This window comes from Mesorhizobium sp. 2RAF45 (assembly GCF_052115225.1).
In the GTDB taxonomy this organism is placed as follows: domain Bacteria; phylum Pseudomonadota; class Alphaproteobacteria; order Rhizobiales; family Rhizobiaceae; genus Mesorhizobium; species Mesorhizobium jarvisii.
On the sequence record NZ_JBFRGG010000001.1, the window covers coordinates 554,671 to 567,240 of the forward strand.

General features: G+C 63.4%; 11 protein-coding genes and 1 tRNA gene. 2 read left to right on the forward strand and 10 right to left on the reverse strand.

Features of this window, described 5'->3' with window-relative positions; genetic code table 11:
• Positions 1-66 precede the first annotated feature (66 nt).
• A tRNA-Leu gene (locus tag AB4Z43_RS02765) sits at positions 67-151 on the reverse strand.
• A 235-nt stretch (positions 152-386) separates the two neighbouring features.
• On the opposite strand from AB4Z43_RS02765, the gene lipB reads away from it, so the two are divergent.
• On the forward strand, positions 387-1,130 hold the full coding sequence (gene lipB / locus AB4Z43_RS02770; protein ID WP_038647476.1) for a lipoyl(octanoyl) transferase LipB: 744 nt from the start codon (positions 387-389) through the stop codon (positions 1,128-1,130).
• Positions 1,131-1,141: 11 nt separating this feature from the next.
• Here the strand turns inward: lipB and AB4Z43_RS02775 are convergent, their stop codons facing one another.
• The 6 genes from AB4Z43_RS02775 to mce form a co-directional block, all read right to left on the reverse strand.
• Positions 1,142-2,392 carry a peptidase M50 gene (locus tag AB4Z43_RS02775; RefSeq protein WP_019858917.1) on the reverse strand — a complete coding sequence of 417 codons (1,251 nt, stop codon included), beginning with the start codon at positions 2,390-2,392 and terminating at the stop codon, positions 1,142-1,144.
• A 463-nt stretch (positions 2,393-2,855) separates the two neighbouring features.
• Positions 2,856-3,584, reverse strand: coding sequence for an ABC transporter ATP-binding protein (locus AB4Z43_RS02780; RefSeq protein WP_196232823.1), 729 nt, complete (start codon positions 3,582-3,584; stop codon positions 2,856-2,858).
• Positions 3,536-4,822, reverse strand: a complete 1,287-nt coding sequence (locus AB4Z43_RS02785; protein ID WP_019858920.1) for a lipoprotein-releasing ABC transporter permease subunit — start codon at positions 4,820-4,822, stop codon at positions 3,536-3,538. The genes AB4Z43_RS02780 and AB4Z43_RS02785 overlap by 49 nt, the downstream gene beginning before the upstream one ends.
• On the reverse strand, positions 4,819-6,147 hold the full coding sequence (gene proS / locus AB4Z43_RS02790; protein WP_441935806.1) for a proline--tRNA ligase: 1,329 nt from the start codon (positions 6,145-6,147) through the stop codon (positions 4,819-4,821). Before proS ends, AB4Z43_RS02785 begins: the two co-directional genes overlap by 4 nt.
• 654 nt (positions 6,148-6,801) lie before the next feature.
• Positions 6,802-7,086, reverse strand: coding sequence for a DUF1467 family protein (locus tag AB4Z43_RS02795; protein WP_010910093.1), 285 nt, complete (start codon positions 7,084-7,086; stop codon positions 6,802-6,804).
• Positions 7,083-7,487: a methylmalonyl-CoA epimerase gene (gene mce, locus AB4Z43_RS02800; RefSeq protein WP_064983957.1), complete on the reverse strand. Its 405-nt coding sequence runs from the start codon at positions 7,485-7,487 to the stop codon at positions 7,083-7,085. Before mce ends, AB4Z43_RS02795 begins: the two co-directional genes overlap by 4 nt.
• Before the next feature lie 158 nt (positions 7,488-7,645).
• Here mce and AB4Z43_RS02805 point away from each other — a divergent pair, with 158 nt between their 5' ends.
• Positions 7,646-8,509, forward strand: coding sequence for an MBL fold metallo-hydrolase (locus tag AB4Z43_RS02805; protein ID WP_064983955.1), 864 nt, complete (start codon positions 7,646-7,648; stop codon positions 8,507-8,509).
• A 21-nt stretch (positions 8,510-8,530) separates the two neighbouring features.
• On the opposite strand, the gene AB4Z43_RS02810 is transcribed toward AB4Z43_RS02805, so the two are convergent.
• The 3 genes from AB4Z43_RS02810 to nuoN all read right to left on the reverse strand — a co-directional run bounded on the left by AB4Z43_RS02810 (position 8,531) and on the right by nuoN (position 12,557).
• Positions 8,531-10,201 carry a ribonuclease J gene (locus AB4Z43_RS02810; RefSeq protein WP_019858925.1) on the reverse strand — a complete coding sequence of 557 codons (1,671 nt, stop codon included), beginning with the start codon at positions 10,199-10,201 and terminating at the stop codon, positions 8,531-8,533.
• 93 nt (positions 10,202-10,294) lie between these two features.
• Positions 10,295-11,116 (reverse strand): biotin--[acetyl-CoA-carboxylase] ligase, encoded by an 822-nt coding sequence (locus AB4Z43_RS02815; RefSeq protein ID WP_441935809.1) that lies wholly within the window; start codon positions 11,114-11,116, stop codon positions 10,295-10,297.
• 4 nt (positions 11,117-11,120) lie between these two features.
• Positions 11,121-12,557: an NADH-quinone oxidoreductase subunit NuoN gene (gene nuoN, locus AB4Z43_RS02820; protein ID WP_019858927.1), complete on the reverse strand. Its 1,437-nt coding sequence runs from the start codon at positions 12,555-12,557 to the stop codon at positions 11,121-11,123.
• Between the last annotated feature and the right edge of the window lie 13 nt (positions 12,558-12,570).

The following is a 12,570-nucleotide window of genomic DNA, read 5'->3' on the forward strand; positions in this document are numbered from 1 at the left end:
GGGTCTGATGATCGCCAGATTGCCGGAGGTTATTGCAAGGCGTCCGAAGGCTTGCTTCAGGAAATTTGGTGCGGTCGAGAAGACTCGAACTTCCACGGGTTGCCCCACAGCGACCTCAACGCTGCGCGTCTACCAATTCCGCCACGACCGCACGTGGTAGGAGCCGGAACCGACCGGCTCGCGGCGTGTAGCAAATCGTTTCCGGCGAAACAAGTGCGCGATGCGCAATAATCTCAACCGATTGGCATATCGGTCCACAGGATCGGAATGAGCATGCGGAACTGGACGTTTGCGTCCGATATCGCCATATGGGAGGCGGATGCATGTTGCCCGAAAGCGCGAGGCGGTTTTGGGATCGCGGCATGCATGAACAAAAACGAAGAACCATGACAGAACGCAGCCAGATCGCCACGTCGTTCCTGCCGCTCCCCGGTTCGGCACCGGTGGAGTGGCGCATCGAGCCCGGCCTTACCGCCTACCCCGAGGCACTGGCCTTCATGGAAGCGCGGGCCGAGGCGATCCGTAGCGGGGCCGCCGGCGAAATGGTCTGGCTGGTCGAGCATCCCCCGCTCTACACTGCCGGCACCAGCGCCCGCATCGAGGACCTGATCGAGCCTGATCGCTTTCCCGTCTTTGCCGCCGGACGTGGCGGCGAATACACCTATCATGGGCCGGGCCAGCGGGTCGCCTATGTCATGCTCGACCTGAAACGGCGGCGCGAGGATGTGCGCGCTTTCGTCGCCGCGCTCGAACAATGGATCATCGGCACGCTCGCCGCCTTCAACGTGCGCGGCGAACGCCGCGAGGACCGGGTAGGCGTGTGGGTGGTGCGGCCTGATCGCCCTGCCCTGCCGGACGGCTCGCCGGCGGAGGATAAGATCGCCGCGATCGGTATCCGGCTGCGGCGCTGGGTGAGCTTTCACGGCATCGCCATCAATGTCGAACCGGAGCTTGAGCATTTCGGCGGCATCGTTCCCTGCGGCGTCCAGGACCATGGCGTCACCAGCCTCGTCGACCTCGGCCTGCCCGTCGGCATGGCCGATCTGGATCTGGCGCTGAAATCAGCCTTCGAGGATGTTTTTGGTCCCGTGGCGGCCTTGTCGGCCGAGGCTGCCCGCAAGACGGGTTGATCCTTTCCAGCTCAAAGCAATTGCGCCGACGCCCACAGAACGCCGCAGCCATGGATGACGAACACCGCCAGCAGTGCGCCGGCGATGGCGAAGCGGTCGACGGTACGGATAGGCTTCAGCTCGTAACGCGGCTTCACCCCGCTGCCCATCGTCAGCAGGCTTAGGATTGAAAAGACCGCTCCCGTCGCCAGCAGAAAGCCGGAGGAAAAGCCGGCCCGCCAGCCCACCGCCAAAAATGCCGAGAGCAGGAAGAACGAGGCCAGCGCCAGCGCGACCGGCCCCGGGCAGATCTGGCGCAGCACCTGGCCGCCATCGAACTTCCACACCGGCACCAGATTGGCGATGTTGAACAGGGCCGCACAGCCTGCCAGCGCCGCCAGCAGCGCGGCCGCGCCCTTATGCCCCTCGCTGCCGGCCAGCGCACTGGCGGCGATGACGATCGGCACCAGGAAGGCGGAAAAACCCGCCCCCATCAGCGCCACGAAGGCCACTTCGAAACGGCTGTTGTAGGGCCGGCCGCCAATGGCGATGCCGCCGAGCAGCGGGATGAAGATCATCCGCGCCTTGCGGTGGCCCATCAGCCGGAATGCCGCCATGTGGCCAAGCTCGTGCAGGGCAACGACCGACGTCAGGATGGCGGCCAGCGCCAGCCCCCCGAGGTGAAGGCCGAAGAACGGCCACAAGATCAATGCCGACAGCACGGCAAAGCCGACCTGGCTCAGCGGATGCTCGAACCAACCGCCCTTGCGGTACTGCCCGGTCATCGCCCAACGCTGCAGCTTGGACAGTTCGCGGCGCATGGCGAAATAACGGAACACCAGAAAGGCAACACCGCGGTAACGATCCGTCCGGCCGAGCGTTACCCGCGTGCCGCTGCCTTCGGAGACGAGCTCGGCGGTTTCGCGATAGTCTTTCCAGAACGAGGCATCGAGCGCCGTATCCTCAAGCACGCGCATCGAGAAGCGGCTGCCCTCGACGACATCGTCAAACCGCGCCCTGCGCTCGATCGGCTTGCCGTCGCGGCCTTCCCACGACAGCATGATGCGGGACACACCCTCCCCGTCCAGCGGCTCGGCCGACAGGATCTCGCCGGACCAGCCGGCATCGCTGCCAAGCGGCCATAGCGCCTGCCAGAGTCGCTGGCGGTCCATCGCAATCACGCGGCTGACCCTGACCGTGCGCGAACCAAGCGGCACGGTCATCAAGAGAAAGATCAGCCCGAGATTGCTGGCCACCAGAATGGCAGTGACGATGGGCGACACCTGAATGTTGCTCCCTGCCTGAGAGGCGCACCCTAGCGCCGCGGCGGCAAGAAAGGCTTAACGGGGAAGCGGACTTCATCCGCCAGGAACGACGGCGGCGAGAGCCGCCAGATCACATGGCGCCGATCCAGATCGCCATGGAAATGAGGAAAGTGCTCATGCAAACCAGTGAGATGACATCCTGAACCAGATCGGTCATAACTCTCTCCTGTTGTTGATATGTTCGCAATTTGTTCTAATTTTGTTTCAATGTCAACGCGCAGAATCCGGTCCCGGCAAGAATCTCCGGGCGATCAGATCGGCAGGGTTAAGGAAAGGTTGATGGCGAGACGCCTATCAACAGGTCACGATAGTGAATGGCGACAGGCCCTCGGCGAGGTCTAGAAAGCCATATGAAGATTCGGCCAAACCCATCTTCGCGGATGTGTCGATATTCGGTCAATTCGCCTGATATCGGCACAGCCTAAAGCGGCACGACCTTGCCGTCGGCGAGCGTGACGCGCCGGTCCATGCGCGATGCCAGCTCGTGATTGTGGGTGGCGATCAGCGCCGCCAGGCCCGATTGCTTGACCAGCGCGCCCAGCGCCTCGAAGACATAGGAGGCGGTGACCGGGTCGAGATTACCGGTCGGCTCGTCGGCCAGCAGCACCAGCGGAGCATTGGCGACGGCGCGGGCAATGGCGACGCGCTGCTGCTCGCCGCCGGAGAGTTCGGACGGCCGGTGCGAGGCGCGCTTGCCGATCTGCATATAGTCGAGCAGTTGCGCGGCGCGCTCGGCCGCTTCCTTGCGCGGCAGGCCCTTGATCAGCTGCGGCATCATGATGTTTTCCAGCGCGGAAAACTCCGGCAGCAGATGGTGGAACTGGTAGACGAAGCCGACATCGTTGCGGCGGATTGACGTGCGTTCGTCGTCGGAGAGCCGCCCGCAGGCCCGGCCGGCCAGGATCACGTCGCCTGCGTCGGGGCGTTCCAGCAGGCCGGCCGTATGCAGCAGCGTCGACTTGCCGGTGCCGGATGGCGCCACCAGCGCCACCATCTCGCCGCGCTTCAGCGAGAAATCGGCGCCGTTCAAAATGGTGAGCTTGCGCGGCCCCTGGACATAGTGCCGCTCGACGCTCTTCAGCTCGATAATGACCTCGGCCACTACTCGTACCTCAAGGCTTCGACCGGATCGAGGCGGGCGGCCCGCCATGCCGGAAACACCGTTGCCAGGAAGGACAGCCCAAGCGCCATGATGATGACATAGGTCGTCTCGCGCGGATCCATCTTCGCCGGCAGCTGGCTGAGGAAATAGAGCTCCGGGTTGAACAGCACCTTGCCGGTCATCCAGGAGAAGAACTGGCGGATCGATTCGATGTTGGTGCAGATGACGACGCCGAGCAGCACGCCGGCGAGCGTACCGGTGACGCCGATCGCCGCCCCCGTCATCAGGAAGATGCGCAGGATGGCGCCGCGCGAGGCGCCCATGGTGCGCAGGATGGCGATGTCGTGCCCCTTGTCCTTCACCAGCATGATCAGTCCCGAAATGATGTTGAGCGCCGCCACCAGCACGATCAGCGTCAGGATCATGAACATGACGTTGCGCTCGACCTGCAGGGCGGAAAAGAAGGTCTCGTTGCGCTGGCGCCAGTCGACCATGTCGATCGGCCGCTGCGCCGCCTCTTCCACCTTCGGTTTCAGCGCGTCGACATTGTCGGGATTGTCGACATAGATCTCGATCGTCTGCGCACGGCCATCCATGTTGAAATAGAGCTGCGCTTCGGAGAACGGCATGTAGACGATGGACGTGTCATATTCCGACATGCCGACTTCGAAGATCGCCGCGATCTTGTAGCCTTTCATGCGCGGCGTCGTGCCGATCGGCGTTACGTCGCCATCGGGCGAGATGAGCGTGATGGTGTCGCCCAGCGTCAGGCCGAGATTCTCGGCCATGCGCTTGCCGATGGCGACGCCCTCGCCCGAATCGAAACCGGCGAGCGAACCCTGCTTGATGTTGTTGGCGACGATGGCGATCTTGCCGAGATCTTCGCCCCTGATACCGCGCACCAGTGCGCCCGTGCCGCCGCCGACATTGCCTTGCGCCAGCACCTGGCCGTCGATCAGCGGAATGGCGTATTTGACGCCGGGCACGCCGTTGATGCGGCCGGCAACCTGGGCGTAGTCCTCAAGCGGCGAGTCGAGCGGCTGCACGATCAGATGGCCGTTGACGCCAAGGATGCGCGTCAAAAGCTCGGCGCGGAACCCGTTCATCACAGCCATGACGACGATCAGCGTCGCCACCCCCAGCATGATGCCGAGGAAGGAGATCGAGGCGATGACCGAGATCACCGTCTCCTTGCGCCGCGAGCGCAAATAGCGCCAGGCAACCGTGCGCTCGAAGAAGGAGAACGGGCCGGCGCCCGCTGATCTTGCCGCCGCCGCCTCGCTCATGCGGCGACACCGAAGCGTTTTTTCGCATCAGCGATCGGCAGCGTTTCGCGCTCGCCGGTCCTGCGATTCTTGATCTCGACCTCGCCGGCGGCCACGCCGCGCGGTCCGACGATCACTTGCCAGGGTAGACCGATCAGGTCGGCGGTGGCGAACTTGCCGCCCGGCCGCTGGTCGGTGTCGTCATAGAGCACGTCCTTGCCGGCGGCGGTGAAGGCGGCATTCAGCTCTTCGCTGACACGGTCGCAATCGGCGTCGCCCACCTTCATGTTGATCAGGCCGATGTCGAAAGGCGCCACGGCGTCGGGCCAGATGATGCCGTTCTCGTCATGGCTGGCTTCGATGATCGCCGCGACCAGGCGCGACGGGCCGATGCCGTAGGAACCGCCGGAGGCGAAATGGTCCTTGCCGTCCGGTCCGGTCACCTTGGCGCCCATCGGCTTGGAATACTTCTCGCCGAAATGGAAGATGTGACCAACCTCGATGCCGCGCGCCGAAACCTTGTCGCTCTCGGGCACCCTTTCCCAAGCTGCTTCGTCATGCATCTCGTCGGTGGCGGCGTAGGGCGTCGTCCATGTCTTGACGATATCTGATATCTCGCCGTCATTGGCGAAGTCGGTTTCGGCGCCCGGCACGGCAAGCGAAAGATAGTCGCGATGGCAGAAAACCTGGCTTTCGCCGGTATCGGCCAGGATGATGAATTCGTGGCTGAGGTCGCCGCCGATCGGCCCGGTGTCGGCGCGCATCGGAATCGCCTGCAGGCCCATGCGCGTAAACGTCCTGAGGTAGGAGACGAACATCCTGTTGTAGGCAGCCCTCGCGCCCTCGAAGTCGAGGTCGAAGGAATAGGCGTCCTTCATCAGGAACTCGCGCGAGCGCATGACGCCGAAGCGTGGCCGCACCTCGTCGCGGAACTTCCACTGGATGTGGTAGAGGTTGAGCGGCAAATCCTTGTAGGACTTCACATAGGCGCGGAAGATCTCTGTGACCATTTCCTCGTTGGTCGGGCCGTAGAGCATGTCGCGGTCCTGGCGGTCCTTGATGCGCAGCATCTCCTTGCCATAGTCGTTGTAGCGGCCGCTTTCGCGCCACAGATCGGCCGACTGGATGGTCGGCATCAGGATTTCCAGCGCGCCGGCGCGGTTCTGCTCCTCGCGGATGATCTGGCAGACCTTGTCCAACACCCGCTTGCCAAGTGGCAACCAGGAAAAACTGCCCTGCCCCTGCTGGCGGATCATGCCGGCACGCAGCATCAGCCGATGCGAGACGATCTCGGCCTCGCGCGGATTTTCTTTGAGGATGGGCAGGAAATAGCGCGACAAACGCATGGACTGGTCCGTGAATGAGAACGGCCACGCCAGAATCGGCGCGACGCAGGCTTGCTTGCCCCGGCTTCATAGCCATTTCATGACGGAATGGAAACCCGGGCATGGCGGCACATTAGCGCGCCACGGCCCGGAATCCTCCGGTTTCCGGACCAGGACGTGCCGGCATCGGGCATGCCGAACCTCTTCGGTTTTGGCCGCCAATTCTTTGCGCGCGTCAATCCAGAACATGCCGCAAAGGCTCCGCCGAGCCTTGCTGGTCGTTTCCCAAGCAAAGCATGCCATACTATTGTGCAGTGCAGCACGAGAATGCCTGTTTCGAGGCAAAATTCTTCGTGACATTTTCATTCGGCTTAGGCTAGTGTGCCGCGATAACCGAGAGGGCGGAGAAAAATCTGCTCTCCTACGCGGTCAAAGTCTTGGGAGGATGCGATCTAGGCGCGGTTACTCGCTGCCGCCGGAAACCGGAAACAGATCGGACGCGTTTAATTGCAAGGCCTCGTGCCTTGCATTTTTTTTGTGCAATCATCTGGTTAGCGTGGCGTGCTGTCAGAACACATGACCTAACGTCAGCAAGCGGTCAGCCGTGAAGCATGGCAGCGTCTCGACCCTCATCCGCGGCGCATCGACGTCGTCGTCGCACTCTCGCCGGGCGATCTATTTCGCCGGGGTCTGGCCGAAATCCGGCACGATATGCGGGATGTCGTTGAGGCTGTAGCCCAGCCCGTGCGTCAGCCCATAGAAAATGCCCATGAGGATCGCCGTGGCGATGGTGGTGCGGATCACCGCGCGCAGCATGTGCGGCCCGCGCGGCGCGCTTGGAACCGTGCCCAGTGTCACGTCATGATCGTCGTCCTGCGTCCTGACGCTAAACGGCAGTACGGCGAACAGCACCACCCACCAGGTCGCGAAAAACAGGGCGGTGAACGAAACCCAGCTCATGATTGCTCCAGTTCGATCAGCGTGCCGAAGAAATCCTTCGGATGCAGGAACAGCACCGGCTTGCCATGCGCGCCGGTCTTCGGATTGCCGTCGCCCAGCACGCGCGCGCCGGCGCCCTTGAGCTGGTCCCGCGCGGCCAGGATGTCGTCGACCTCGTAGCAGAGATGATGCATGCCGCCTGACGGGTTCTTCGCCAGGAACGCGGCGATCGGCGAGCCCTCGCCCAGTGGTTCCAGCAATTCGATCTTGGTGTTGCCGACATTGACGAACACCACCGTGACGCCATGCTCCGGCAAAGCCTGCGGCTCCGTCACTTCGGCGCCAAGCGTGTTGCGGTAGGCGGCAACGGCGGCAGCCAGATCCGGCACCGCAAGCGCGACATGGTTCAGCCGTCCGAGCATGTACGAGCTATCTCTCTTCTGTCACTGGCTGGCGTCATACGTCAAATCAGCTGAGATCAACAGCCATTCACGAGGCGCGCACTGTCGCACTTTGGTGAACATTCGGCCGAATCACGATCGAGGCTATTCCGGCCCACAACCGCAAAGTACAAACGGCAATGTCTTACATCCGCCCTGCCCGCGCCCGCGTTTTCACCTTCGATCTCGGCTCATTCAAGATTGCCGCCTTGCTCGACGCTGTCGATATCAGAGACAATCTTGCAGCAGCCTTCGCGGCCGGACAGCCGCCAACCGCGGTGCAGCAACTCGCGGTCTCGAACTTCATCGACCGGGATCGATTCGAGCACTGCTTCATCCCGACGCTGATCGACACCGGATCCGAAAGGATCCTGTTCGACACCGGATGCGGCGATGAGGGCAGTTCACTCCTGGAGTGCTTGCAGGACCTTGGGCTTGATCCTGACGATATCGACGTGGTGGTCATCACCCACGGCCATCCGGACCACATCGGTGGGCTTGTCAGCAACGGCAAACCCGTCTTCGGCCAGGCCCGCTATGTTTTTGGCGCGGCTGAATTCGCTTTCTGGACCGAGGCAACAGCGGTGCGCGCGGCCAGGTTGGCCAACCGTGATCTGTTCCGGCGGATTTGCACCGGGCTGGCCGACCGGGCAACGTTCATAGCGCCTGGAGATGAGGTGCTGCCGGGCATTACCGCCATCGACGCGTCAGGCCATTCCCCCGGCCTGCTGGCATTTCTCGTCGAAAGCGGCGGCCAGCGATTGCTGATCTGGTCGGATGCGTTCCTGCACTATGTCGTGTCCATCCAGCATCCGGAATGGCATGCGGATTTCGATGATGACAAGGAACGGGCGATCGAGACCCGCAAGCGTTTGCTGAAGATGGCGGCGGACCAGCGCCTGCTGGTCGCCGGCCATCACATGCCGTTTCCAGGCCTGGGCTACATCGAAGCGGTGAACGGCTCTTTTCGCTGGCTCCCGGTCAGCTATCAGCTGAACGTCTAGAGCCGCGAACCAGCGCTACCCTCATCTGGTGACGAACACCGTCACCAGCGGCTTCTTGCCCCAGGCTTCGTTGGCGGCGCCGCGCACCGCGCGCCGCACCGCTTCCTGTACCAGGTCGAGGTCCTTGCGCCGCTGGCGGGGAATCGAATCGACCGCACCAACGGCCGCATCGATCATCAAATCCTCCAGCGTCTCGCCGCTGGCGTCGGCCTCGGCGACCCCGATGGCGACCAGATCGGGATCGCCGGCGAGCTCGTATTTGTCGTCGAGCACGACATTGACCGCGACATGGCCGGCAAAGGACAGTTTGCGCCGGTCGCGAATGCCCATCGCCTGGTCGGTGCCGATCAGATTGCCGTCCTTGTAGATGCGACCGAACGGCACCTGGTCGATGATGGTGGCGGGGCCGGGAGCGAGCCGCAGCATGTCGCCGTCGCGCACCTGCGCCACCTGGCCGATGCCGGAGGTCGACATCAGCGAGCCCTGCGCCACAAGATGCGCCGCCTCGCCATGCACGGGAACGCCGATCTTTGGGCGCACCCACTCATACATCTTGCGCAACTCGCTGCGCCGGGGATGGCCGGAGACGTGCACCAGCGCGTCGCCGTCCTCGATGATCTTGATGCCGAGGTCGATCAGGCGGTTCTTGATCTCGAGGATCGCCTTCTCATTGCCGGGGATGGTGCGTGAGGAGAACACCACCGTGTCGCCCGCCGTCAGCGACACCGATTTCATCTCGTCGCGCGACAGTTTCGCAAGTGCTGCCAGCGGCTCGCCCTGGCTGCCGGTGCAGATGATGACCAGGTTTTCGCGCGGGATGAAGCCGAAATCCTCCTCGGCAATGAATTCCGGCAGGCCGTCCATATAGCCAAGCTCGTCGGCAACGTCGATAACGCGCTTCAACGAGCGGCCGAGCACCAGGCACTGGCGGCCGGCATCGCGCGCCGCCTTGGCGATGGAGACGATACGCCCGACATTGGAGGAGAAGGTTGTGACGGCGACACGGCCGACGGCACTCTGGATGACGCCCTTGAGCCCCTCGCCAACCGCCACTTCCGACGGCGATTCCCCTTCCCGCAGCGCATTGGTCGAATCGCAGATCAGCGCCAGCACGCCCTTGTCGCCATAGGCACGGAAGCGCGCCTCGTCGGTCTTCGGCCCGATCGTCGGTTCCGGATCGATCTTCCAGTCGCCGGTGTGGATGACCGTGCCGGCTGGCGTGGTGATGGCCAGCGACATCGGCTCGGGGATGGAGTGCGCCACCGGAATGGCTTCGATCTCGAACGGACCGACGGTGAATTTCTCCCCGGCCCGGTAGATCGTCAGCGGAATCTTCGGCGCCCCCTGCTCGCCCTGCCGCTTGGCTTCCAGCAGCCCGGCACTGAACGGCGTCATCCACACGGGGGCCTTCAGCCTCGGCCAGATGTCGAGCAGCGCGCCATAATGGTCCTCATGCGCGTGGGTGATGATGATGCCGCGCAGATTGGCGAGGTTCTCCTCGATGAAGCGCGTGTCGGGCAGGATCAGGTCGACGCCCGGATGCGCCGCGTCGGGAAAGGTGACGCCGACATCGATGACGATCCATTCGCGCGCGCTCGGCGGGCCGTAGCCGTAGAGGGCGAAGTTCATGCCGATCTCGCCGACGCCGCCAAGCGGCACGAAGACGAGTTCGGCGTTTTCCGCTTTCGCCATGATTTTTCCCTTCCTGGCCCTCAGGCCAAGCCGTTAAAGCAATTCCAGGAAAAGTGTCTAACGGTTTTCCGTCCGGAATTGCGCAGAAACAAACTATACCCGAGCGGATGCCACTGCGCCGAAATGCACGTCGCCAGCCGCGATCGTCAGCACCGACCCCTCATCGTCGCGGATCACGAAACGGCAGTCCTCGTCAATGGTCTCGAACACCCCACGCACCACATTACCGTCAATTCTGACGGCTACCTCGCCGCCGAGCCCCGCCGCGCGCGCCAGCCAGCGCCGCCTGACGGCGGCAAGGCCGCGGCCTTCATCCCACAGCCGGGCGTTTTCGCTCCATGAATCCGACAGCGCCAGGAACAGCGTTTCGGCATCGCATGTCGCGCCGAGAGCTTGCAGCGATGTCGCGGGATAAGGCAAATCCCTGGGGTGCGCCACCACATTGACGCCGATGCCGACCGCCACCGCGAAACGGCCGCCCTCCAGTATCGCCGACTCCAGCAAGATGCCGGCGAGCTTCGCGCCCGAAGCAAGCACATCGTTCGGCCATTTCAGCTCGAAACGGTTTTGTCCCTGGCTTGCGCCATCGAGTCCTACGGCGATGCGGCCCTTCGGCACCGCGGCGTCGAGTGCATCGGCAAGCGAAAGGCCCGCGACGAAACCCAGCGTCGCGGCCAGCCGTAGTTCACCACCGGTGATGACGAGCAAGGTCGCCGCCAGGTTGCCATCGGGCGACACCCACGCGCGGCCGCGCCGGCCACGCCCGCTTTCCTGCTTCTTGGAAACAACCCACAGCCTGCCCGGGTCACCTGCCCGGGCGTGGTCCAGCGCCACCGTGTTGGTGGAGCCGACGCTGTCATGGGCCTCGAGCCGGAACCCTTCCGACGCCGAGGTTGGGGCCAGCCGAAATGCCATCCCGTCAGAAAAATGTCTTGGCGGCGGCTTCGGCATAGGTGCCGATCGGTCCGCCGATCAGCACATAGAACAGCACGAAGGCGCCACAGACGCCGAGCACGACACGCAATTCACTGGCCATCGGCACGAAGCCGCCGACCGGTTCGTCGAACCACATGATCTTGATGATGCGCAGATAGTAATAGGCGCCCACCACCGAGGCCAGCACGCCGATGATCGCCAGCGCGTAGAGGTTGGCGTTGATGGCGGCGAGGAAGACGTACCACTTCCCCCAGAAGCCGGCGAGCGGCGGAATGCCGGCCAGCGAGAACATCAGGATGGTGAGGATAGTGGCCATGATCGGGTTGGTCGATGACAGCCCGGCCAGGTCGCTGATCTGTTCGACATTGCCTTCCTTGCGCCGCATGGCGAGGATGAAGGCGAAGGTGCCGAGCGTCATCACCAGATAGATCAGCATGTAAATGGCAACGCCACGCACGCCGGCCTGGCTGTTGGCGGCAAGGCCGACCAGCGCGTAGCCCATGTGACCGATCGAGGAATAGGCCATCAGGCGCTTGATATTGGTCTGGCCGATCGCGGCAAAGGCGCCGAGCGCCATCGAGGCGATCGAGATGAAGACGATGATCTGCTGCCAATCGGCGGCGATCGGCTTAAACGCGCCCATGGTGACGCGCACGATCAGCGCCATCGCCGCCATCTTGGGGGCCGCCGCCAGGAACGCCGTCACCGGCGTCGGTGCGCCTTCATAGACGTCGGGCGTCCACATATGGAACGGCACCGCCGAGATCTTGAAGGCAAGGCCGGCAAGCACGAAGACCAGGCCGAAAACGAGACCGAGTTGGCGCGGGCCACTGCCGAGCGCCGAGGCGATTTCCTGGAAGCCGGTGTTGCCGGTGTAGCCATAGACCAGGCTGATGCCGTAGAGCAGCATGCCCGACGACAGCGCGCCGAGGACGAAGTATTTCAGGCCGGCCTCTGTCGAACGCAGATTGTCGCGGTTGATCGCCGCCAGTACGTAGATCGCCAACGACTGCAGCTCGAGGCCGAGATAGAGCCCGATCATGCCGTTGGCCGAGATCATCAGCATCATGCCGAGCGTGCATAGCAGGATCAGCACCGGATATTCGAACTTGTCGAAACGCTCCGCCTTGGCAAAGCGCATCGACATGACGAGCGTCACCGCCGAGCCGACCAGCGCCAGCACCTTCATGAAGCGGGAGAAGGGATCCTGGATGAATGCGTTGCCATAGGCGCTGCCCTGCCCCGTGGAAAAGACCAGCCAGACGCCGGCGACCACCAGCACGGCAACGGCAAGGCCGGTCACCGTATTGGCGGTGTTGGCGCGCGAATAGGCGCCGACCATCAGCAGCGCGAGCGCGCCGATGGCAAGGATCAGCTCGGGCGTCGAGAGCGACAGGCTGGAGAGAAGGTCCGGCGTCATGGTTCGCAAAACC

Excerpts from the sequence above, each read along its gene's own strand:
- lipB (WP_038647476.1), top strand. The coding sequence starts at position 387 with ATGACAGAACGCAGCCAGATCGCCACGTCGTTCCTGCCGCTCCCCGGT.
- AB4Z43_RS02780 (WP_196232823.1), bottom strand. The coding sequence starts at position 3,584 with ATGGCGGGCCGCCCGCCTCGATCCGGTCGAAGCCTTGAGGTACGAGTA.
- AB4Z43_RS02785 (WP_019858920.1), bottom strand. The coding sequence starts at position 4,822 with ATGAGCGAGGCGGCGGCGGCAAGATCAGCGGGCGCCGGCCCGTTCTCC.
- proS (WP_441935806.1), bottom strand. The coding sequence starts at position 6,147 with ATGCGTTTGTCGCGCTATTTCCTGCCCATCCTCAAAGAAAATCCGCGC.
- AB4Z43_RS02795 (WP_010910093.1), bottom strand. The coding sequence starts at position 7,086 with ATGAGCTGGGTTTCGTTCACCGCCCTGTTTTTCGCGACCTGGTGGGTG.
- mce (WP_064983957.1), bottom strand. The coding sequence starts at position 7,487 with ATGCTCGGACGGCTGAACCATGTCGCGCTTGCGGTGCCGGATCTGGCT.
- AB4Z43_RS02805 (WP_064983955.1), top strand. The coding sequence starts at position 7,646 with ATGTCTTACATCCGCCCTGCCCGCGCCCGCGTTTTCACCTTCGATCTC.
- AB4Z43_RS02810 (WP_019858925.1), bottom strand. The coding sequence starts at position 10,201 with ATGGCGAAAGCGGAAAACGCCGAACTCGTCTTCGTGCCGCTTGGCGGC.
- AB4Z43_RS02815 (WP_441935809.1), bottom strand. The coding sequence starts at position 11,116 with ATGGCATTTCGGCTGGCCCCAACCTCGGCGTCGGAAGGGTTCCGGCTC.
- nuoN (WP_019858927.1), bottom strand. The coding sequence starts at position 12,557 with ATGACGCCGGACCTTCTCTCCAGCCTGTCGCTCTCGACGCCCGAGCTG.